This window comes from Archangium sp. (assembly GCF_057119385.1).
Genome location: NZ_DBNGVP010000187.1, coordinates 38995 through 60969, shown reverse-complemented (window position 1 = coordinate 60969; position 21975 = coordinate 38995). Strand labels below are relative to the sequence as shown.

Below are 21975 nucleotides of genomic sequence, written 5' to 3'. Positions count from 1 at the left end.
ATCGTGACCAGGAGCATGACCCGGCGGTCCGCGGGAAGCTCGTCGCGGAACTGCTCTCCGCACTCGAGGAGCTTCCGCGAGTTCTTCTTCATGACGCGGCTCACGTCCCTGGCGGTGAGCGGGGAGGGCATGGGGACTGGTTTCGGCGTCACCGTGGGCTCGGGCGCCGTGTCCACGGGAGGCTCCGCCGGTGGAGGCTCGGTCTTCTGCTCCACGGGGGGCGTGGGCGTGGGGGCCGCGGGCGTGGGAGTGGGCTCCACCTTGGGCGCCGGGCTCGGAGCTGGCGCGGTCACCCCGGTGACGGGAGCGGGAGGCGCTGCCCGAGGCATGAGGTACCAGACCGCGCCTCCACCCAACGCCAGCAGTGCCACGGCCCCGATGGCACCCATCGCCACGGACAGCCCCGTGCTCCGCGCGGGAGGTGGACTGGCGGGGATGGGGACCGGGACGGGGACGGCGGCGAGCGCGGGAGGAGGACTGGCGGGGACGGGGACGGTGACGGCGGGGAGCGTGGGAGCTATGGGGCGCCGCTGGGGTTCTTGGGTGGGCGGCTCCGGGGCCTCGACGGCGGTCATCCGAGCCGACGGACGGACCAGGGTCCTCGCGGTGCCGAGCAGCTCCTCCTGTTGCTGGTCCTGCTGCTGCACCAGCGTGTGCGCACCCAGCTCGGAGAGCGGGGGAATCTTCGTCTTTCGCTCGACGTCGGCCGCGCCGAACATGCCCTGCATGTACTGGGCGAGCTGCGACACGCCCGGGATCGACGCCGTCCCGCGCAGGAACTCCTCCAGGTCGGCGCGCATCTCGGCCGCGCTCGCGTAGCGATCCTCCCGGCGGCGCTCCAGCGCCTTCATCACGATGCGATCCAGGTCGGGAGGAACGTCGGGCCGGTAGGTGCTCGGCGGGGGGATGGGTTGCTCCATCAGCGCCAGCAGCACGCCCAGCTCCGTGTCCCGCTGGAAGACGCGGCGCGCGGTGAGCAGCTCATGGAAGGTGACGCCCAGCGAGAACAGATCGCTGCGGCTGTCGAGCTGCTGCTCGCCCCGGGCCTGCTCGGGGGACATGTAGCCCCACTTGCCCTTCAGGAACCCGGGCTGCGTCTGCGTCATCCGCGACGAGGCCTTGGCGATCCCGAAGTCGAGCACCTTCACCGTGCCCTGGTACGTGACGAAGATGTTCGAGGGCGAGATGTCCCGGTGGACGAGCTCCAGGGGCCGCCCCTGATCCTGATAGCCGTGGGCGAACTCCAGGCCCTCGAGCACGGAGAGGATGATGCGGGCGGCGATCGGGACCGGCACGCCCTGGCCCTGGTATTGGGTGACCGAGAACACCGCCTCCAGGTCCTCGCCCGCCAGGTACTCCATGCAGATGAAGTACCGGTTGTCCGCCACGCCCAGATCGGTGATCTGCACGATGTTCGGATGGTGCAGCCGCGACGCCAGCCGCGCCTCGTCCAGGAACATCGAGACGAACTCCCGATGCTGGGTGAGGTGCTCGTGCATGCACTTGATCACCACGTCCCGCTCGAAACCCTCGGCGCCGAGCTGCTTGGCGAGGAAGATCTCCGCCATGCCACCCTCGGCGAGCTTGCGGATGAGCACGTAATTGCCGAAGCGGCGCGGTGACATGGCCGGCCAGGACAAGGGAATCACGGGTTGGGACGCCGTCATGGACGCGCTTTCCGAAGAGTTCGGATCCAGTATGCCTCGTCTTGACCCGAGACGAGACGGAACACCAGTGCCTCCGTGGGAGGCAGGCGCTGGGAGAAGCGGCCCTTGGCGTCGAGCTTCATCGCCTGCCCGTTGAGGAAGAGCCGGGAGCCGCGGGGGACCACGCCCTCCACCGGAACCCCCTCGCTTCCGATGCGCTCACCCGGGCGGGGACGGCTGAGCGCCAGCCCGCTGCGCTCGTTGTCATACACCAGCTCCAGCTTGTTCATCCGGCCGCCCGCCAGCTCGTCTCCCCCAGGGCCGAGCGCCGCCACGTACCAGAGGTAGCGCCCCTCGCCGAGCGCGCCCGGCTCCAGGCTGTACTGGTTCTGGTTCGTCACCCGCTGCAGGAGCGGCGTCTGGACGTCGGTGGCGCGGTAGATGCGCAGCTGATACGAGCGCGCCCCCGGCCGGGGCTCGAAGCTGAAGTGCAGCGAGGGCACCGCGCTCTGGAAGTAGATGGTGGCCTTGAGCCCGGTCTCGAGCACCTCGGCCTTCGGGTTCGAGGCAGCCAGCGCGGAGCGGCCGCGATCCGGCTGGAACCGGGCCGAGCCCTGTGCGCGCACGTTCCCGTCCTCGGCGAGGAAGCGCCAGTGCAGCTCGCCCCGGGCCGGCGGTTCGACTCGCACCGCGTCCGCGCCCGCGCGCCCCGCCAGCAGCGGCTCCCGGAAGGAGGGCTCCTCCGCCACCTCCACCCGGAGGGGTGCTCCGGACGCGGAGGGAACCTGGATCCCCACCTCGCCGGGCCCGTCGGTGAACACGCGCGCGCCCTTCGCATCCACGGGCAGCACGAGCGGGGGCGCCGAGGCCTGCTCGGCCCGCGCGGACTCCGAGGCGCGGCGTACTCCCTCGCCCGCCTTGAGGAGGGTGGTCTTCCCATCCGCCACCAGCTCGGCCTGCCCGGTGAGGACGGTGACGGTGGCGCCTGCTTCGGGATTGCTCACGGAGATCGTGCTCTGCTCGGAGACCTTGAGCTCGACCTCACCGCGAGCGTCCGTCAGCTTCAGCGACTGCTTGCCCTTGCTGAACAGGAGCCGCGCCCTTCCTCGGCTGAGCTGCAGCGTGTAGGTGCTCTGGTCTCCCCGCCGGGAGGCCTCCTGGAGTGTCCCGGCGGTGTCCCCGGAGAGGCTCACCTGCAGCGAGCTGGAGGACAGGCGGGCGCTGGAGCTCGCGGGGATCTCGAACGCCGCGCCGCGACCGAGCTCCCGGCGCTGATCAGCGGCCACGTCGGCGAAGGCGCTGTCCTGGGCGCCACGCACGCGGGCCTTGCCGCCCTGGGGCTCGAGGGTGAAGACGATCTCCTCGGCGACCACGGGCGGCGACGCTTGCCGGGGCTTGCCGAGCGAGAGCGCGAGCTCCTCGCCCGCCACGACCTGGATGGGCTGGCCTCGCGGATCGAGCACGCGGATGTCGCCGTACTGGAGCGTCAGCCTGGGATCCTTCTCGCTCAGGTCGAAGACCATCTCCGACGCGGTGACCAGCTCCGCCCGGCCGAAGCGGCCCATGACGGTGAGCCCGTTGCCGCCGGCTTTCGGCGAGGTCGAGACGATCCTCCCTTCCTCCAGCTCGAGGGTGAGCGCTCCCGGTGTGCCGTTCACCCGGAAGCGGCTGTTCTCGGCTACCTCCACCTCGGTGCCGTTGATGTAGCGCACGCGCGCGGTGCTCCCGGGACCGGTCACCACGGTCTCGCCCGGGTAGAGCGGCTCGTCCACGCGGCCGGGGCGGGAGGTTCCATCCCGCTGCACCGTGACCTGGCCCTGGAACTGGAGGAGCTTCGCCAACTCCGGCGCGCCGGATCCGGCGGGAGGCTTCTTGTCACACCCCCCGCATCCCCCCAGGAGGAGCAGGAGCAGCGAGAGTGTGAGGGAGAGGACGCGCACGGCTCAATTCTCCAGAGGTGACAGATCCACGTAGAACAGCGCCTGCTCTCCGGCGCCCACGTCCACCACCTTCGTCTGGGGCACGTAGCCGCGTGCCTCGAAGGTGACGTGATAGCGGCCCGCGGGCAGGCGGAACTCGAAGTCTCCCGTCGCGCGGGTGCGGGCGCGGAGCCCGGCCTCCTCGACACGCAGGGTGGCCAGGACGGCGCGCCCCCGGGTGGAGCGCACGCGCCCGCGTATCCAGGCCCGGACCTCCCCGGTCTTCTGCAGGAGGACCTCCACCGAGGCCTCGCCATGGGAGGGCACGACCACCACTTCCTCCTGCGGCCGGACTCCGGTGCCGGCGAGCTTCAAGGTGACGGGGCCCGGGCCCGCCTCGGGCACCACGAAGAAGCCGTCCGCATCGCTCCGGGCGACCACCTGACCGCCGAGCTGCACCTCGATACCGCCCACGGGCACCTTCGTGCCCTCACTGCCCTGTTCCCACAGGAGCCGGCCCTTCACGGTACCGGGACCCGGGATGCGCTCGAGCGGCAGGAACACACTGGCCTGGCCTCCCGGGGGCACGAGCACCTTGCGCTCCACGGGTTGATAGCCCTCGGCCGAGACGTGGATGGCCACCTGGCCCGAGGTGAGCCCCTCCACGCGAAACGCCCCCCCAGCGGCGCGGGCTTCCTTGCCACCGGCCTGGACGCGCGGGCTCTTGAGCGGCAGGGAAGGGTGGGGCCGCAGGGTGATCCACACCGTCCCGGAGGTCTCCGGCGTGGGCGCGGCGGCCAGGGCGCCGGTGCTCAGCAGCGCGAGCACGAGTGTCAGCGCGCACGGTCTCATGGGCGCGGCCCCCCTCCGAGCGGGAGCTGGTAGCCCACTCCCAGAGACACCCCACCCAGGTTGCCGCTCACCTGCTGGCTTCCCGGCGCGTAGCCCCACTGCACCTGTCCGGCCACGCGGCCCGGGCCCAGCCTCCAGGCGAACCCGGCTCCCACCGTCACGTCGAGGCCCGTCGAGCGGAGCTCCTGGGTGACGGTGCCTTTCTGGCTCTTCAGCTCCACGTCGCCCCACATGCGCAGGACGCCCGCGCTCGCGTCCGCGAAGATCAGGCCTCGTGACAGGACCGGGTGGCTCCAGCGGGCCCCGAGCCGGACGGCTCCTCCGCCGAGGGTGAACGTCTTGGTGACCGGGTCCGGTCCGTCCGCCGCGAGGAGGGTGCTCACCGTGTTGTTGCCGCGCCATTCGGCCTGCACCAGTGCCTCCACGGGCAGCGTGGCGAGCCGGAGCGCGCCCTCGAGCCGGAGTCCCGCGCCATGGGCCCGGGCGGCGTTGCTGTGCGCGAACAGGAAGGCGCCCAGCGTGGGCTGCCAGGACGACCCTGGGGAAGACGGGGGCTGCCCGGTGGATGCCACCCGCGAGGGGGAATCCGGCCCGCCGGGTGGCGCCGGACGAGGCTCGACCTGGAGTGTGGACGAGCGCTCGGTCTCGTCGAGCGGTGAAGCGGAGATGCGCACCGGAGCCGTGCTCCCGGTGGAGGCGGTGAAGGGGACCTCGAAGATGCCGCCCTCCTTCGCTTCGATGGGGCCGAGCGTGCCCTGCTCGGCGCTCACGGTGAGGGGCGGGAGCGCGACGGCGGGGTTGCCGCTGTCATCCACGACGAACCCCTGCAGCCGGACGGGCTGCCCCTGGATCGGCGTCTCCATCGCCACGAGGTGGACGCGGGGGAACCCGGGCTCGGGGAGCGGCACGGTCCGCGTGCTGCTCTTGCGCGAGCGCTCGGTGATGGTCACCTGCGCGCTGGTGACTCCGGGAGGAAGCAGGATCGGCACCACGGCCTCTCCGCTGGCGGCCGCGACCACGGGCCCGTAGGTGGCGGCACCTATCGAGACCTGCACCCGCGAGCGAGGTGGCGCCTCGACCCGGAGCGAGTAGGGGCCGTGGACGGGCAGGGCGAGCCACGCCCCGGACTTGTGGGTTCCCCGCTTCACCGTCGCATGGAACAGGGCCACCCCGGGGCCTTGCCGCGAGGGCGGCCGGTAGGTGGCGCGGAACGTGCCGTCCCGCGCGGGAGCGGGCTCGGTGACGGAGCCGGCGTTGACGCTCAGGGAGACCTGCGCGTCACTCAGCGGATGGCCCGCCTCATCGAGCACGCTGAGCTCGAGCTGCGCGCTGCCCTCGGAGGTGACGAAAGGCTTGTCGGAACGCAGCGCGACAGCCTGACCCATCAGGGTCAGAACCAGGAGAGTGAGAGTCGCTGCCGCCATGACGCCTAGGGGTCGTTCCTTTCGCCACGCCGCAGTCTACGCAATCCCCTCCCGGGGCGCGATGCCACCCCGAGCAGGGCCAGCCAGGTGACGAGCTGACCCGGGAGGCCGCCGGTCTGGCAACCGCACCCGACGTCCACACCCACGTCCTTTTGTTGGAAGTCCACGCTTTCCATCTGGGTGAGGAAGGTTCCCTCCGGGTTCACCACCCAGACCTTCGTGCTCACCGTCTGGTTGGGCTGGATGGTCGTCTGGGCGGTGACCTTGACCGTCAGCGGCGAGCCCTTGCGCAACTCCGGGAGCTCGAACCCGTCTCCCTTGGCCGGTAGGGCCTGGCCGTTGATGCTCGCCCCAAGCACCGTCAGGCCCTGGGGTTCCAGCCTCAGCACGCCGCCCGTCACGGCCAGATCACTCTCGGCCGACACCTGCACCTCGAGCTCGACCACCTCGCCGGGCTCGGCCACCAGGCTGTCCGCCGGGGTCAGCACCGAGAGCTTCGCGACGGTCGAGCACTGCGGCTGGACGAGCCGTTTGACCTGCTCGCCGCTCGGCTTCTTCAGCACCTCGTTGCCGATGAGCGGCCAGACGGCCAGGAGCTTCGATGCATCGGTGGGGCACTCGGGCAGGCTGACGGAGGTCTTCCACCGGCCAGGAGAGTCCTCGACGGGCGAGGTGACGGCCAGGGGCGGACTGGCCGCGAAGGAGAGGAGCTTGTCCGCGGGCAGCGCCGCCGGGTCTCCACACTGGTCACGCAGGGTGAGCTGGGCGGTGAGCCGTCCACTGCCGATGAGCAGCAGAGGGGGCTCCCGGGTGCTCTCGCTGAACGAGAAGCTCGAGGTTTGAGGGCTGGGAATCCCCGCCTTGAAGTGGAGGGTGAGCGGTTCCTTGGCGTCGACGCCGGAGACGGTGAACTCGACGTCCTCTGGCTTCGTGTCCTTCCAGATCACCTGCGCGGTGCCCGTGAGGATGCCCGTGGCACAGGGGGGGGAGTACTCCGGCCGCTCGAGAGTGCTTCTGACGAAGGTGACCGAGCTGCCCGAGGCCGCGCAGAGCATCACCGGGGTGGAGGGTGCCTCCGTCACGGGATTGTCCCAGGCGTCCTCGGCCGTGAGCACGAGCGTCGTCTCCGAGCAGGCCGGCGCCGGGTCCGGGGCGGTGGTGGACAGCCTCACGTGAGCGAACGGGCCGGGGCTGACCATGGTGGAGGCGCTCCCCGTGAGGTTCTGGCCCGTCACATCCGTGACGGTGAGGGTCTTGAGGTCCGGAGCGGCGCTCGAGAAGGTGACGGGGAACTGCGGCAGCGGTGTCTCCGTGGGAACGAAGTGGACGTCCGTGTCCGGTGGGAGCAGCGCCCGGAGAACGGTCGTCTCGAAGTGCACCCGGCCGGTGTAGCGGGTGGGGTTGCCGGCCTCGTCCACCGGGAGCACCTGGAGGGTGTAGGAGGTTCCGGCGACCGTCGCCCGGTCGAGAGCGACGATGAAGCGCACGGGCGGACCGGGCACCACGAGGAGGCCCGGGACGTGGGATGGGATGGCGGGATGGGCGGGCAGGGGCGTGCCGGCCACCAGCCATGCAAGCAGCAGCAGACAGTTCGTGCGGAGACGACGGCTCTGTGCCTGGTTCATCGTTCGGTCCGGGGAGCGCCAGGCAGCGCGAGTCTGCTCAGCGGGGGCGAGCACCCATCGTAGAGACGGGTGCATGGATGTTGCAATGAGCCCCTCGGCAGCTCTGTCTCACTCCCCGAGTATTTCGCTTTATTCCAGTTTCATTCCATGTACAATCGGGTTGTATTTATCCAACACCGAGGTTGCAACCCATGTCCAGTGCCCCGCTCCGCCCCTTCGTCCATGTCCTGCTGCCGCTCCTGCTGGTGGTGGGCTGTGGCACCTCCGAGACCCTCCCGCCGGACGCCGAGGAATCCCTGGGCACCCAGGAGGCGGCGGTCTGTTCGGGGCTGACCGTCACCACGCTCACCCTCTCGGGAGCGAGCACCTACCTGGGTGAGATGGCCGCCAGTGGCTCCTGGGCGGTGTCCGCCGGCGCCAACGCGGTGCGGCTGGAGTACTACATCGACAACGTCCTCTACTCCGTCGAGGAGCGCACCGGGACCTCGGGCACCTGGTACTTCAGCAACACCGGGGTGGCCTGTGGCGCGCGCACCCTGCTGGTGAAGGCCTGGCCGATGGTCATCGACAGCGGCGGCAACCGCACCACCTGCTACGGGGCCTTGAAGACGCTCTCGCAGACGGTGACCGAGGCGTGCCCGACCACCTGGAAGTTCATGTACACCGAGTACTGCTACGACCGCTGGACGGTGTCGTGCTACCAGGTCAACCCGCAGCCCGCCTGCCCGACCGACCCCGAGGGCAAGTCCTGCTCGACGAGCGGCGCCATGTGCTGGCGCATCCTGGACCACAGCGAGGCCGAGCGGTACCGCTGCCTGTGAGCTACCGCTCCGGAGGGCGGGCGCCGGGCAATGCCCGGGCCTGCTTGCGCCGTTGCAGCTCGCCGCGGATGAGCCGGACCTCGCGTCCGCCCTGGCCGGCGATGGCGCTGTTCTCCTGCGCGCGGCGGATGAGGTACGGCAGCACGGCGCGCACCGGGCCGTAGGGCAGGTACTTGGCCACGTTGTAGCCCGCCCTCGCCAGGTTGAACGAGATGTTGTCGCTCATCCCGTAGAGCTGGCTGAAGAAGACTCGCGGATCGTTCGGCGCGATGCCCCGCCGGGCGAGCTCCCGCACCAGCAGCAGGCAGCTCTCCTCGTTGTGCGTGCCCGCGCACAGCCCCATCCGCTCCAGGTGGTCCAGGCACACCCGCAGCGCGCTGTCGTAGGCGGCATCCGTGGCGGCCTTGTCCGGCTGGATCGGATCCGCGTAGCCGCGCTCCTTCGCGCGCAGCCGCTCCTTCTCCATGTACGCGCCGCGCACCAGCTTGGCCCCGAGGAAGTACCCCTGCGTCCTCGCCCGCTCCAGCGCCGCGCGCAGGTTGTCCAGGCTCGCCGTCCGGTACATCTGGTAGGTGTTGTAGACGAGCGCCCGCTCCCGGTTGAAGCGGACCATCATCTCCTCGCCCAGCCCGTCGATGACGTCCTGGATCCACGTCTCCTCGCCATCGAGGAAGATGCGCACCCCGAGTGCATGGGCTCGCTCGCAGATGCGCAGCACGCGCTCGCGCACCCGGCTCCACTCGGCCTGCTCGTCCGCGCTCAGGGCCTCACCCGCGCCCAGCTTCTCCAGCAGCCCGAAGCGCGCCAGGCCCGTCACCTTGAAGACGCTGAAGGGGATGTGCGGGTGGCTCGCCGCCCACTCGATGGTGGCGATCGTCTCGCGCGCGGTGGCGTCGAAGCTGGCCTCGGACTTCTCCCCCTCCACGCTGTAGTCGAGGATCGATTGGACTCCCACGCGTCCCAGCGTCTCGATGGCGGCCGCGCACTCCTGGATGCTCTCGCCGCCGCAGAACTGCTCGAAGACGGTGTGCTTCACGGTGAGCCGGACGCCGGGCAGGCCCACTCGCACCAGCCAGGCGGCCAGGGGAATGCCCGCTCGCACCAGCCAGGGGTAGGTCAATGAGGAGAAGAGCAGGTGCGCCTTGCGCATCTGCCAATCGCTCTTGGTGGCGAAGGCAATGGCCGTGTTGTCGAACGAGGTCACGGGAGCGGACTCCACCGGGTGACCGGGAGACGAAGAGGGGGAAGGGGCGGGGGCGAGTGCGGACATCAGGTGCCGGGCTACATGTTTCGGGTGCCGGCATCAAGTGGGGCACCCACCGGAGGTACCTCCGATGGTTTGAGTCCCACGTTTCGAACTCCCCGCCGCCGTGTCGGACCGGACTCCAGGGCTCCCTGGGTTTCTTGGGTTTTTCACCCCTCCCCACGTCTGGCGCTTCCAATCGGCCACGCCTCAGGCGAGGTCGAAGAGCAGGGCCTCGAGCGGCTCGGAGGCCGTGAGGACGAGCCGGGACTCCTCGGACACGGCCACGCCGTCACCGGCCTTCAGCTCCACGCCGTTGAGCGTGCCCTTGCCCCGGGCCAGCTGAACCCAGGCGTGGCGGCCTGGAGCCAGCGTGTACTCGGCCTGCTCGCCCTGGCCCAGCAGCGTGCCGTGCAGCACCACGTCCTGGTGCACCGTGAGGCTGCCGTCCCGGGCGTCGGGGCTGGCCACCACGCGCCAGCGGCCCTTGCGCTCGGCCTCGGAGAACGCCTTCTGCTCATAGCCGGGCTTCAGTCCTCGCCGGTCGGGGAGGATCCAGATCTGCAGGAAGTGCAGCTCCTCGTTGGCGCCGTTCATCTCGCTGTGCATGACGCCGGTGCCCGCCGTCATGCGCTGCACCTCGCCGGTCCGCAGCAGTCCCTCGCCGCCCGTGCTGTCGCGGTGCGCGATGGCGCCGCTGAGCGGGTAGGTGATGATCTCCATGTCCCGGTGCGGATGCGTGTCGAAGCCGTCGCCCGCCGTGACGCGGTCCTCGTTGATGACGCGCAGGGCGCGGAAGCCCATGAAGTCCGGGTCGTAGTAGCCGCCGAACGAGAAGGTGTGGTGGGAGTCCAGCCAGCCGTGGTTGGCATGGCCGCGCGCTTCAGAGGGTCGAACGATCATCATGGTGTGCTCCTTTTCTCTCGGTGAGTTCTCTCGTCGAGACACCACCAAGATGACCGCGAGACTGTTGCTGCACCAGAGGTGAATCCTGGAAGGACTGTTCCACCCATGGGACGAAACGCGGGCTCAGTGCGGCCCGTGCTTGTGCCGATGGTGCAGATCCGACACGTGCGGATGATCGTGGGTGAGGGGCACGTGCCGGTGCGGGTGGCTGTGGGGCTCGGAGATGTCCGTCAGGCCCGGGTGCTCGTGCTGGTGGTGTGCGTCGTGCACGTGCAGGTGCTCGTGCTCCATCGGCTCGTGCGTGTGCACGTGGCCGTGGCGCTCGCGCACGAGGAGGACGACGCCCAGCACCATGGCGGCGCCGCCCAGCAGTTGCGTGAGGGACAGCCGCTCGCCGAGCAGCGGGAGGGCGGCCAGGGCTCCGAGGAAGGGGGCCGTGGCGAAGTAGGCGGCCTCGCGTGCGGCCCCGAGCAGGCGCAGGGCGTACATGTCCAGGACGATGCTCAGGCCGTAGCTGGCCGCCCCGAGCGCGAGCGCCGCGGCGAGGACTCCAGGCCCTGGGAGCGGCTGTTGTCCTGTCACGACAGAGAGGGCGAGCATGCAGGCCCCGGCTCCCAGGGCCTTGATGCGCACCACGGCCACGGGGTCCTTCAGGGAGAGGCGTTGGGTGAGGTTGTTGTCCACCGCCCAGGACAGGCACGCGCCCGCCACGGCCAGGACTCCGGGCCCGTCCGCATGCACCTCGCCCGCCTGGAGCCCGAGCACCGCCGCGCCGCAGAAGATGAACCCGGCGGCGAGGGCTGCCCGGCGGCCCAGGTGCTCGCCGAACAGGAGCACGGCCAGGAGGATGGTGAAGGGCCCCTCCAGGTTGAGCAGCAGGGAGGTGCTCACCCCTGACAGCCGCTCGAGGCCCACCAGCATCAGCACGGGGCCGAGCATTCCCCCGCAGAGGATGACGCCCGCGAGCAGGGGCCCGTCCCTTCGCTCCAGGGGTGCCTCCCGGCGGGGGCTCGCGGTCCGGCGAAGCCGCGTCACGGCGCCCACGAGGGACAGCCCCAGTCCTCCGCCCAGGTAGAGCAGCGAGGCGAGCAGCAGGGGGCCGCTCGTGGGCAGGAGCAGCTTGGACAGCGGCGCGCTCAGGCCGAACAGGGCCGCGGCTCCGAGGCCCATCAGCGCCCCCTTCACCTCCGGCGACATGGACACCGTACGGACCCTCCTCGGGAGTGAGCGCGATGTGGCTCCAGGGACCCGTTTCCTACAGATAATTCCCGGTACCTTCACCTGCTTCCTGCGGGTGAAGTACACCTGTGGAGATGATCGACCACACTGGCATTGGCGTCGCCGACGTCGCCCGCTCCGCTGCCTTCTACGATGCCGCGCTCGGAGCCCTCGGCCTGCGCCGGGTCATGCAGCTTCCCGAAGGCGATGGGTCCGACGGCATCGGCTACGGCATCGACTACCCGATCTTCTGGATCGACCGGTTCCATCCGCACTCCGTCAAGCAGCACACCGCCTTCGCCGCCAGGAGCAGGGCCGAGGTCGACGCCTTCCACGCCGCCGCCGTGAAGGCAGGTGGCACGGACAACGGTCCGCCCGGGCCGCGCACGCCCCAGGGCTACCCGCCGGGCTACTACGCCGCCTTCGTGCTCGATCCCGATGGCAACAACATGGAGGCGGTGTTCCGCGGCGGCTGAGGCCCCCTTCCGCCTGCGGGTGGGCTTTGGCTCGTCTTCGTGCCCGCCATGTTCGCCGGCATGGACCTCGCCCAGCTGTTACAGACGCGGCGGAGCGTGAGCGCGGAATCGGTTGGAGCCGCGCCCTGACACGAGGCATCCTGGCTGCCTGGCGCTCCCCGGCCGCGGAAGGAGCGCGAGGAGGCGACCGGGAGATGGCGACGCGAACCGATGGGCAGCTGTTGGAGGCCGTGCGCTCGGGTGACGGCAAGGCCGTGGACGAGCTGCTCGCCCGTCACGAGAAGCAGGTGTACCGCTTCGGCCTGCGCATGTGCGGCTCGGAGGAGGACGCCAAGGAGGTGCTCCAGGAGACGCTGCTCGCGGCCTTCCGGGGCATCCACGCGTTCCGGGGCGACGCGCAGCTGTCCACGTGGCTGTTCCAGGTGGCCCGCACGCACTGCTTCCGCCTGCGCCGCCGCCGCGCCGGAGCCCCCGAGGAGCTCCAGCCCCTGGATTCTCCCGCGGCGGCCCAGGTGGCCGCGGCGGATGCGGCTCCGGACATGGTCTCCCACGCGCGGCAGATGGGAGAGGTGTTGCAGGCGGCCATCCTCGCGTTGCCCGAGGCACAGCGCGAGGTGCTCATCCTCCGGGACGTGGAGGGCCTCACGGCCGAGGAGGCGGCGCAGGTGGTGGGGATCGAGGTGCGGGCGCTCAAGAGCCGGCTGCACCGCGCGCGTCTCCAACTGCGCGAGCACCTCTCCACGCTGATGGGGGAGGGTGCCCAGGACGAGGCCCGGGGATGTCCGGAGCTGGCGCAGGAGCTCTCGGCGTTCGCCGCGCAGGAGGTGGACCAGGCCACGTGCGTGCGCCTCGAGGACCATCTGTCGCGGTGCCCGCGCTGTGCCGAGGCGTGCGACTCGCTCAAGCGGACGGTGTCCCTGTGCCGGCGCATCCCGGGGGACGAGGTGCCCGCGCCGGTGCGCGCGGCGGTGCGCCAGGCGTTGTCACGGGCGCTCGAGGCCGAAAACCCCCGGTGAGTGTCCGGCACGCGGAGTCCACGCGCGCTGACACCGGGCGAGCGGGCATCCGGACTCGCGGTGGGGACGGGAATACTTGACGATGGCGGCCCTGGGCTCCACCCGTTAAGCAGGGCGCCACCTCTCCGCCCGACAACCCCGCCCCGACAGCATGAGAACCACCCACCGTCCCCTGACCACCGTTGCCCTGGCCTTGAGTCTCTTCATGGCGGCGCTGGAGATGACCGTCGTCTCCACCGCCATGCCCACGGTGGTCAGTGAGCTGGGCGGGTTGCAGAGCTACGCCTGGGTCTTCACCGCGTACATGCTGGCCTCCACCGTGACGGTGCCCATCTTCGGCAAGCTGGCGGACCTCTATGGGCGCAAGCCCGTGCTGCTCTTCGGCATCGTCCTGTTCCTCGCGGGCTCCGTCCTCAGTGGGCTGTCCACGTCGATGAACATGCTGATCGCCTTCCGCACGCTGCAGGGGCTGGGGGCGGGAGCGATGCAGCCCGTCTCGCTCACCATCATCGGGGACATCTACACGCTGCAGCAGCGCGCGAGGGTGCAGGGCGTCTTCAGCGGGGTGTGGGGGATCGCGGGGCTGGTGGGCCCGCTCACCGGTGGCCTCATCGTGAAGTACCTCACCTGGCACTGGGTCTTCTTCATCAACGTGCCGGTGGGGTTGGGAGCGCTCGCGCTGCTGGTGTTCTTCTTCCACGAGCAGGTGCAGCACAAGCCGCAGAAGCTGGACTACGCGGGCGCGGTGTTGCTCTCGGCGGGCGTGGTGGCGTTGCTCTTCGGCGTGCAGGGAATCGGCCGCAACCTGCCGGAGCTGCTGTTGGGCGTCGTGCTGCTCGCCGCCTTCGTGTGGGTGGAGCGCAAGGTGGCCGAGCCCATCATCCCCATGAGCCTCTTCAAGAATCCCGCCATCGCCATCGCCTCGGTGGCGGCGGCGCTCTTCTCGGCGGCGATGTTCGGGGCCACCACCTACGTGCCGCTGTACGTGCAGGGCGTGCTGGGCGGCTCGGCCACGCTGGCGGGAGGGATGATCACCCCGATGATCGTCGGCTGGCCCGTGGCGAGCCTGGTCGCGGGGCGGCTGTTGCTCAAGACGGGCTTCCGTCCGCTCATCGTCGGAGGGCTGGGGCTCACGGTGATCGGCACGGGGGCGATGGCGCTGTTGCTCAAGCCGCAGTCCTCGCTGCTGATTCCGGAGCTGGCGATGGCGCTGTTCGGCATCGGCCTGGGCTTCACGGCCACCTCGCTGCTCATCGCGGTGCAGACCAGCGTGGGCTGGGAGCTACGCGGGGTGGCGACGGCGAGCCACATGTTCTTCCGCACCATCGGAGGGGCGCTCGGGGTGGGGTTGATGGGCGGCGTGGTGGTCTCCCAGCTCATGAAGGATCCGAGTGTCCCCCTGGCCGCCGCCAACGAGCTGCTCGGCCCCGAGCATGGCCGTGGCCTGTCTCCGGCCTTGTTCCAGTCGTTGAGCGGAGCGCTCGGCACGGGGCTGACGATCAACTTCTGGATCATCTGCGCCGCCACCGTGGCCGCCTTCGCCGCGGGGCTCTTCTTCCCCAAGGTGCAGCGCGGCGAGGGCGTGGCGCTCTCCTCCACCGACGTGGCGGCGCCTCACTGACGCGCCCGCAGTGAAAAGTCAATCTGGGCGCGCGTCTAGCCAGAGATGGGTGAGCTCGATAGCAACACAGGGGGGCGTGAGCGTTGTTCGCTCATGGTAAGAAGTGAGAAGGTTCGTGTCCGTCTCATGCGGGAAAATAGACGCAGTTTTGAATGCATCTTTGAGCAGAGGGAGCAGCGTCGAGTGCGGCTTTCGTCCATCCCGGACGTACGCCACCATGAGTCCCGAAGACATCTTTGGTGCGTATCGTCCGTCCGCGAACTTCGCGACACCTTGTTCGCAGTACCACACATCGACTGCATGATTCCGTTTGGGGCTTACCACCTTGCATTCAGCGAATAGGCCCCATGCACTCAGATCGGTGACATCACGCGGCTCTTTTTTCGGTTGGAACATAAGATCCGGTGACTGGCGGAAAGACTTGCCCGATGCCCGATGCTGGCCACTCCGCTCCACTCTTCCAAACAAGCGAAGCATGGACGCTCTTCGTTTGCCGCCGCGCTTCTCATTGAGAAGCGCTTCGATCTTGTTGGTGAGTTGTTCCTCATCAACTGTCATCAGTTCTATTTGCCGGTCGGACCGCAACTGGGCCCAAGCCCACCGGATGGATGCGATGACTGCATTACGTAGATCGCTTGAGATGGGTGGTTGTGCGTCAGACACGCGCACTGATGTTGAGAGGTGCGTGCGAGAACTCACGAGCTTTTCCCCTCAAGGATGGACAGCGCCAGCATCCGCGCACGTGTAGGTGTCCAGTATCGGTAGTGATGAAGGATGGCAGCGAGCGTTGTTACCGCATCAATGCTCACCGTCACAAGCGTCGCTCCCGATGCATCTGCTTCCTGAAGAACCTTGGCCCATGGGATGGCGATGTCGCCAGGAGTCCTGGTCTTGTGCGTAAGTCGATCGACCTGTAGCACGCTCCATGGCCCTGTGTTCACTTCGGTTCGGAGTCGTACGCAAGCACGCTCATTCGACGTTGCTAGTACGTGGGAAAGCTCTTCTTGGAGCACTTCCGTGAATCGCTTGATTTCATGAGGCTTCGGAGGAGTCAACGCGCGGCGCCGATTCTTCGCGTACGGTAGTGCCGTATCGAGCGTGTCACAAACGTTGTCTCGGTCGATGTCATCGAGGTCGTATGTGTCAAATACGAGCTTGTCGATGCGTTTTTCAAGCGCCTCTGACCAGCCGGATGTCCAAAGCGTCTTGGAGAGTTCCAGGGCTACCCGCCGCTGTGGTTTCGCTAGTCGCTTGAGGGGGATGACTGGGAACGCCTTCAACGTCTCAAGAACGTACCTGTCGCGCTCGACCCCGAATGCGCCGTCGGTAAGAAGCGCAAAGTAGAGAAAAACTTTCGATTGCAATAGCAGTTGTAGCCAACGAGCTTCATCAAGACCGTCATCTACTTGCGCGAATGACGCCCCGTGCCACGATTGTGAGAATGCAACCTCAGATTTGGATTCTGCTCCGGCTACGACGGCTCGTGGCTCTGAGGGATTCGCCGGGGGCGACTGCCGTACGAGAAGGAGAGGAGCAGTGTAGGCATTGCGTGGGCGGGAAGCTTCAACCTGTGCCTCTCCGCACGGAAGTAGTGAACTGGGATCGACCCAGAATCCGATTGGAGGTTCAAGTTGATTTTCTGGGGATTTCTTGAGCCGCGGTGTGATGCACGGCATATCACGCAGCCATTTGGTGGAATTCTTGCGATTACCGACGCGGTATCCGTTTCGTATCGTTGTGCCGAGCGTCTTTTCGACGTAGTCCACCAACGACGGGTGAGCGGCCATGAGTCGGTTTACGATCTGCTCGTCGAACCCCGTGCCACGAAATCGCGTCTTCAGAAGCCACGGTTTGGTGACTGCATTATCGACGCTGACGACTTTTGCGTCGTTCCAATCAATGCGAAGAAGACGCTGCGCTTTCTGGTCCTTGTCACTGACCAGCGGACTGACGAACTGGAATGCACTTCCGTGCTCCGGTCTGGCGTTGCATGCAAAGAGGATAGCGAAAGGTGCTCGGCTATTCGGCCAAACCGACGTTTCTCGCAGGGCTGTTCCGTTGAGGAGTCCTGTTACTTGGACGCTCTGGAGCAAGTCACGTCGCGCTTCATCCGCCTTTCCAGGAAATAACCAGCGAGCATGCGTCACAAGCGCGATTTGCGCACGAGGACGAGCCCACTCCATGGCACGGTAGACAAACGGAATGTCCGGGAAGGCATCTGGAAAGGTAAACGTCTTGGATCGTGCATCTCCCAGCCGGGACTTCACGAGTTCCCGAGAGTCGTTGGCCCAGCGCTGTTTGTCTTCAATGCTGGCATCGGCCGTCCACGGTGGATTTCCGATGACGAGGTCGAACTGCTCCTTGTGCTCCGGATCTACGGGGCCGAGGCTCCCACGAGAATGACCCCCTCCGCGCAGGTGGAGCGCCATACCGCGAAGCGGCTTCTCGAACTTGAGTAGGGAGAGCGGTTGTGGGTTGGGCTGCGGATCGAGTTCGATAGCGGTAAGGTAGAGCGCGAGTTCAGCAAGCCTCAGTGCCTCATCGTTAATGTCAAATCCAGCGAGTTGATTGTAAAGAATTCGCCGAATGACCCTTCGCGATGGTTGACGTTTCGTACGTGCCCACTCGCGTGCGACAAGTGCGCGGAATACGGCGACGAGAAACACGCCCGCGCCAGCGGCGGGGTCAAGCACGCGTGGAGCTTCGACGTGATCGAGCGAGGCGAACGACTCCTCTACCATGAATTCAGCGATATGGCGTGGTGTGTAGAAGATGCTCTCGCCTTCCGCAGCATCTGTGTCTTCCTGGTGGGCGTACGCCTCATAAACCTCGCTGAGTAGACCGACAGGAACGTGGGCAAAGTTCACGTGACGCCACTCGGAAGGCAGTTCGAGCTGTCCTTCGGCTGTAGCTGCATGCGAGATATTTCCGACTACTTGATTGTAGATAATCTCTGGCAGTTCTGACGCGCGCTCCTTGGTGCGGAATTGAAGAAAACTGCCGTTAAAGGTTTGATCGAGCCAATCAAAGGTTTTGAGCGAGCGCGCTCGCGTCACGAGGCAATCCGCGAAGGCTTGTGCTTTGCTATCCCCGCATATCTCACTGGGATTGAGACCCTGAAGGAGTTGCCGATCGATGAGGAAGCGCCAGAATAGAGCGCGTCCAACGAGGGAAATAGCATCGTGCGCATTGACGCTCGCCGCATGGCCTAGCCTCCGTGCATTCTCGATCGACTGGCGCAGTAGGTTCCTCAACTGCGTGCGAATTCCGATCGCTTCGCCTGCTTGCGGCTTTTGAAGCAGTGTCGGGAACCGCAAAGGACCTTCCGGTAGGTCCTTCAGAGATGCCGGTGGTGAATTCCCTCCAAGCACGACTGGGTAGACGTCGAGTCGGCCAGGTCGGAGAACTGCAATGTAGTCCGCATCGCCGCGAAACGCGATGCGTCGCACCCATGCTCCAAGATTGAACGCCGATTGGCGCGCATCGAAGACATAGGCGCGCGGCTGGCGCTGCGATTCCAACGCCAACACTGGACGATCTTCATCCCGTGCGCGGACGAGATCGAGGTAGCGCAGAGTGCGTGGTTCCTCTTGCGTCAGATCGACGAGCTGGTCGCGCGTCGCGCCGTAGCTCTCTATCTGCTGAACGAGTTCGTCAGACACGGCGGCATCTTCTTCGAAGCTCTACGCACGAAGCAATCTCCACTTCTGTTCCCCGCTCTAAGTCCCCGGACGTGGTTTCTGTCCACACCGGGTTGTGTCCACACCGGACTGGTGGAGTGTTCACTTGGTTCCTCGACACCGTCGCGGAGCTAGTACTACGAGGTCACTTATCCTCCGGGCGAAGCACGTCTCCGAAGGGAATTCTCCCTTGGAGAACGGTTGAAGTGACCGGATAGTACCTCGAATGGCTGGTCCAATGGTCGGACCAGTTAGAACGGTTCGGGGCTGGAAGGTGTAGTGCGCCAACGCTCCGCCTCGTCCATCTGCAGTGACCTTATGAGCGAGTGGGGGAGAGTTCGGCCCGGGCCCTCGACGAGTGGCCCAGGCCCCGGGCTCACGTCACGGCGCGGGGGCGGGAGCGATGGTCTCCGGCTCCACGCCGCCGCGCTTCGCCGCTCCCCGGAGCTGCTGCATCAGCACGTACAGGCCGGGGATGAAGACGAAGTTGACGACGGTGGACACGAGCATTCCGCCGAACACGGCCGTGCCCAGCGAGTTGCGCGCGGCGGCACCGGCGCCCTTGGCCATCATGAGCGGCACCACGCCCAGCAGGAAGGCGATGGACGTCATGAGGATGGGGCGCAGACGTACCTCGGCGGCCTCGACCACGGCGTCGATGGCGCTCTTGCCGCTCTCGCGCAGCTGCTCGGCGAACTCCACGATGAGGATGGCGTTCTTGCTGGCCAGACCCACCAGCATCACCAGTCCGACCTGGCAGAAGACGTCATTGGCGTAGCCACGCGCCAGCTGCAGTCCCAGCGCGCCCATGATGGCCAGCGGCACCGAGAGGATGATGACGAAGGGCAGGGTGAAGCTCTCGTACTGGGCCGCGAGCACCAGGAACACGAACAGCAGGCCGAGGGCGAAGATGATCAGCGTCTGACCGCCGCTCTCCTTCTGCTCGAGGCTGATGCCCGTCCACTCCGAGCTCATGCCCTGGGGCAGTTGCTGCGCGGCGAGCTGGTCCATGGCGTCCAGCGCCTGGCCGGAGGAGGCGCCCGGAGCGGCCTGTCCGTTGATCTCCACGGCGCGGAACAGGTTGTGGTGCCGGATGACCTGGGCGGAGGCCGTGGGCGTCACCTTCACCAGCGACTCCAGGGGAATCATCGCGCCGGTGTCGGTGCGCGTGTAGAAGGCGCCGATGTCCGAGGGGTTGTCGCGGAACTGCTGCTCGGCCTGGACGTAGACGCGGTAGGTGCGGTTCGCGTAGTTGAAGTCGTTGACGTACTGGCTGCCCATGTAGAGCTGCATGGTGCCGAAGATCTGCTCGATGGGAACGCCGAGCGCCTTGGCCTTCTGGCGATCCACCTCCACGTCCAGCAGCGGCGTGTCGGCGTTGAAGGAGGTGAAGACGCCGCGCAGGCGGCTGTCCTGGTTGCCGTTGGCCACCAGCTCCTGGGCGGTCGAGGCCAGCTGATCCAACGAGATGCTGCCTCCGACGTCCTCGATGATGAACTGGAAGCCGCCCACGCTGCCCACGCCGCGGATGGCGGGGGGCTGCAGGGGCATGACGCGGGCTCCACCGATGGAGGCGAGCGGCCCGCGCAGCCGCTCCACCAGCGCGGCCACGGACTGGTTCGGGTGGGGCCGCTTCTCCCAGGGCAGCAGGGGAATGAAGATGGTGGCGTAGTTGGGGCCGGTGCCCTGGAAGGAGAACCCGCCGATGGCGAAGATGGTGACCACCTCGGGCTGGGCCTCGAGGATCTGCTCCGCCTCGGCCAGCACCTTCTCCGTCTGGGCGAGCGACATGCCCTCGGGCCCCTGCACGGAGATGATGAGGTAGCCCTGGTCCTCGTCGGGGATGAAGCCGGTGGGCGCCGTGCGGAACAGCAGCACCGTGCCCGCGATGCACAGGAGGAACGCCACGAGGATGATGACGGGGTGCGCGAGCAGCGAGCGCAGGCCCCGGCCGTAGACGGCCTTCGTCCAGTCGAGCGCCTTGTCCATCCAGCGGAAGAAGATCCACTTCTCGCCGTGGTGGTGCTGGAGCAGGCGGGCGCTCAGGGCGGGCGTCAGGGTGAGGGCGCAGAAGGTGGACAGGGCCACCGACGCGGCGATGGTGAGAGCGAACTGGCGGTAGATGGCGCCCGTGGTGCCGGGGAAGAGCGCCACGGGGATGAACACCGCCACCAGCACGATGGAGATGGCCACCACCGCGCCGGCCACCTCCTTCATGCCCTCGCGAGCCGCCTGCATGGCCGTCAGGTGCTTCTCCACCATCAACCGCTCGATGTTCTCGATGACGACGATGGCGTCGTCCACCACGAGGCCCGTGGCCAATGTGAGGCCGAACAGGGTGAGCGTGTTGATGGAGAAGCCCATCAGGTAGACGAAGGCGAAGGTGCCCACCAGCGAGACGGGGAGGGTGAGGGCGGTGATGAGCACGCTGCGCCAGCCGTGCAGGAACAGGAAGATGACGAGGATGACGAGCGCGATGGCCTCGATCAGGGTGTGCACCACCTCGTTGACGGAGGCGCGCACCGCGAGCGTGGTGTCGTTGCCCGGCCTGTACTCGAGCCCCGGGGGGAACTGCTGGGCGAGCCGGTCCATCTCCTTGATGACGCCGTCACGCACGTCGAGCGCGTTGGCGGTGGGGAGCTGGAAGATGGCGAGGCCCACGCCGGTGCGCCCGTTGAAGCGCAGCAGCGTGCCGTAGTTCTCCGCGCCGAGCTCCACGCGGGCCACGTCCTTGACGCGCACGAGCTTGCCGTCGGTGGTGTTGCGCTGGAGGACGATCTCCCCGAACTCCTCGGGCTCGACGAGCCGGCCGCGCGCGCGCACGGCGATCTGATAGGGCTGCTCGTCGGTGGAGGGCGGCTGGCCCACCTGGCCCGCGGCCACCTGGAGGTTCTGCTCCTGGAGGGCGCGCACCACGTCCTGGGGGGTGAGGTTGCGGCGCGCCAGCTGGGTGGGATCCAACCACAGGCGCATGGAGAACTTGCGCTCGCCGAAGATGCGCACCTCGCCCACGCCGCGCACGCGCTTGATGGCGTCCTTGAGGTTCACGTCGGCGTAGTTGCTGAGGAACCTGGCGTCGTAGCGGTTGTCCGGGCTGGACAGGCCGATCGTCAGCAGCATCTGGCTGGAGGCCTTGTTGACGACGATGCCCGTCTGGTTCACCTGGGCGGGCAGACGCGAGGCGGCGCGGCTCACGCGGTTCTGCACGTCCACGGCCGCCACCTCGATGTCGCGCGTGGGCTCGAAGGTGACGGTGATCTGACTGGTGCCGTCGTTGCTGCTGGTGGAGGTGATGTAGCGCATGCCCTCCACGCCGTTGAGCTCCTGCTCGATCGGAATGGTGACGGCGCTCTCCACGACCTCGGCGCTCGCGCCCACGTAGGTGCTGGTGACGGTCACCTGGGGCGGGGCGAGATCCGGGTACTGGGCGATGGGAAGGGTGGGAATGGCGATCGCCCCCACCAACGTCAGCAGGATGGAGCAGACCGCGGCGAAGACGGGCCTGCGGATGAAGAAATCGACGAACAT

The 21975-nt window shown here is 67.7% G+C and carries 15 protein-coding genes; 4 read left to right on the top strand and 11 right to left on the bottom strand.

What is annotated here, in order from left to right; translation table 11 throughout:
* The 5 genes from AC16DP_RS43815 to AC16DP_RS43795 all read right to left on the bottom strand — a co-directional run.
* The coding region (locus AC16DP_RS43815; protein ID WP_483957068.1) for a serine/threonine protein kinase at positions 1-1667 on the bottom strand (1667 nt) is incomplete at its 3' end.
* Positions 1664-3586 (bottom strand): FecR family protein, encoded by a 1923-nt coding sequence (locus AC16DP_RS43810; protein ID WP_329729768.1) that lies wholly within the window; start codon positions 3584-3586, stop codon positions 1664-1666. The genes AC16DP_RS43810 and AC16DP_RS43815, both read right to left, overlap by 4 nt.
* Before the next feature lie 3 nt (positions 3587-3589).
* The gene (locus AC16DP_RS43805; RefSeq protein ID WP_329729769.1) at positions 3590-4417 is read right to left on the bottom strand and encodes a carboxypeptidase regulatory-like domain-containing protein; all 828 of its coding nucleotides are present in this window, start codon (positions 4415-4417) and stop codon (positions 3590-3592) included.
* Positions 4414-5802, bottom strand: coding sequence for a hypothetical protein (locus AC16DP_RS43800; RefSeq protein WP_329729770.1), 1389 nt, complete (start codon positions 5800-5802; stop codon positions 4414-4416). Before AC16DP_RS43800 ends, AC16DP_RS43805 begins: the two co-directional genes overlap by 4 nt.
* Before the next feature lie 44 nt (positions 5803-5846).
* A complete protein-coding gene (locus tag AC16DP_RS43795) occupies positions 5847-7466 on the bottom strand; it encodes a hypothetical protein (protein ID WP_329729771.1) in 1620 nt (539 codons plus the stop codon).
* 191 nt (positions 7467-7657) lie between these two features.
* Here AC16DP_RS43795 and AC16DP_RS43790 point away from each other — a divergent pair, with 191 nt between their 5' ends.
* Positions 7658-8287, top strand: a complete 630-nt coding sequence (locus AC16DP_RS43790) for a hypothetical protein (protein WP_329729772.1) — start codon at positions 7658-7660, stop codon at positions 8285-8287.
* A gap of 1 nt (position 8288) precedes the next feature.
* Here AC16DP_RS43790 and AC16DP_RS43785 read toward each other — a convergent pair whose 3' ends face one another.
* The 3 genes from AC16DP_RS43785 to AC16DP_RS43775 form a co-directional block, all read right to left on the bottom strand.
* Complete coding sequence (locus AC16DP_RS43785) at positions 8289-9491, bottom strand: proline dehydrogenase family protein (protein WP_329729773.1); 1203 nt, start codon at positions 9489-9491, stop codon at positions 8289-8291.
* A gap of 249 nt (positions 9492-9740) precedes the next feature.
* Complete coding sequence (locus AC16DP_RS43780) at positions 9741-10436, bottom strand: pirin family protein (protein ID WP_329729774.1); 696 nt, start codon at positions 10434-10436, stop codon at positions 9741-9743.
* A gap of 123 nt (positions 10437-10559) precedes the next feature.
* Positions 10560-11633, bottom strand: a complete 1074-nt coding sequence (locus tag AC16DP_RS43775) for a DMT family transporter (protein WP_329729810.1) — start codon at positions 11631-11633, stop codon at positions 10560-10562.
* A gap of 116 nt (positions 11634-11749) precedes the next feature.
* On the opposite strand from AC16DP_RS43775, the gene AC16DP_RS43770 reads away from it, so the two are divergent.
* The 3 genes from AC16DP_RS43770 (at position 11750) to AC16DP_RS43760 (ending at position 14767) form a co-directional block, all read left to right on the top strand.
* The gene (locus tag AC16DP_RS43770) at positions 11750-12130 is read left to right on the top strand and encodes a VOC family protein (protein ID WP_329729811.1); all 381 of its coding nucleotides are present in this window, start codon (positions 11750-11752) and stop codon (positions 12128-12130) included.
* Positions 12131-12324: 194 nt separating this feature from the next.
* Complete coding sequence (locus AC16DP_RS43765; RefSeq protein ID WP_329729775.1) at positions 12325-13146, top strand: sigma-70 family RNA polymerase sigma factor; 822 nt, start codon at positions 12325-12327, stop codon at positions 13144-13146.
* A gap of 151 nt (positions 13147-13297) precedes the next feature.
* A complete protein-coding gene (locus tag AC16DP_RS43760) occupies positions 13298-14767 on the top strand; it encodes an MDR family MFS transporter (protein WP_329729776.1) in 1470 nt (489 codons plus the stop codon).
* Positions 14768-14785: 18 nt separating this feature from the next.
* Here AC16DP_RS43760 and AC16DP_RS43755 read toward each other — a convergent pair whose 3' ends face one another.
* From AC16DP_RS43755 to AC16DP_RS43745, 3 genes are all read right to left on the bottom strand, one after another.
* Complete coding sequence (locus AC16DP_RS43755) at positions 14786-15325, bottom strand: hypothetical protein (RefSeq protein ID WP_329729777.1); 540 nt, start codon at positions 15323-15325, stop codon at positions 14786-14788.
* A 137-nt stretch (positions 15326-15462) separates the two neighbouring features.
* Positions 15463-18429: an HsdM family class I SAM-dependent methyltransferase gene (locus tag AC16DP_RS43750; protein WP_329729778.1), complete on the bottom strand. Its 2967-nt coding sequence runs from the start codon at positions 18427-18429 to the stop codon at positions 15463-15465.
* Between the two features lie 399 nt (positions 18430-18828).
* Positions 18829-21975 (bottom strand): efflux RND transporter permease subunit, encoded by a 3147-nt coding sequence (locus AC16DP_RS43745; RefSeq protein ID WP_329729779.1) that lies wholly within the window; start codon positions 21973-21975, stop codon positions 18829-18831.

Coding starts and splice junctions, on each gene's coding strand:
- AC16DP_RS43795 (WP_329729771.1), bottom strand. CDS start 7,466: ATGAACCAGGCACAGAGCCGTCGTCTCCGCACGAACTGTCTGCTGCTG.
- AC16DP_RS43805 (WP_329729769.1), bottom strand. CDS start 4,417: ATGAGACCGTGCGCGCTGACACTCGTGCTCGCGCTGCTGAGCACCGGC.
- AC16DP_RS43775 (WP_329729810.1), bottom strand. CDS start 11,633: ATGTCGCCGGAGGTGAAGGGGGCGCTGATGGGCCTCGGAGCCGCGGCC.
- AC16DP_RS43755 (WP_329729777.1), bottom strand. CDS start 15,325: ATGACAGTTGATGAGGAACAACTCACCAACAAGATCGAAGCGCTTCTC.
- AC16DP_RS43800 (WP_329729770.1), bottom strand. CDS start 5,802: ATGGGTCAGGCTGTCGCGCTGCGTTCCGACAAGCCTTTCGTCACCTCC.
- AC16DP_RS43745 (WP_329729779.1), bottom strand. CDS start 21,975: ATGTTCGTCGATTTCTTCATCCGCAGGCCCGTCTTCGCCGCGGTCTGC.
- AC16DP_RS43780 (WP_329729774.1), bottom strand. CDS start 10,436: ATGATGATCGTTCGACCCTCTGAAGCGCGCGGCCATGCCAACCACGGC.
- AC16DP_RS43790 (WP_329729772.1), top strand. CDS start 7,658: ATGTCCAGTGCCCCGCTCCGCCCCTTCGTCCATGTCCTGCTGCCGCTC.
- AC16DP_RS43770 (WP_329729811.1), top strand. CDS start 11,750: ATGATCGACCACACTGGCATTGGCGTCGCCGACGTCGCCCGCTCCGCT.
- AC16DP_RS43765 (WP_329729775.1), top strand. CDS start 12,325: ATGGCGACGCGAACCGATGGGCAGCTGTTGGAGGCCGTGCGCTCGGGT.
- AC16DP_RS43760 (WP_329729776.1), top strand. CDS start 13,298: ATGAGAACCACCCACCGTCCCCTGACCACCGTTGCCCTGGCCTTGAGT.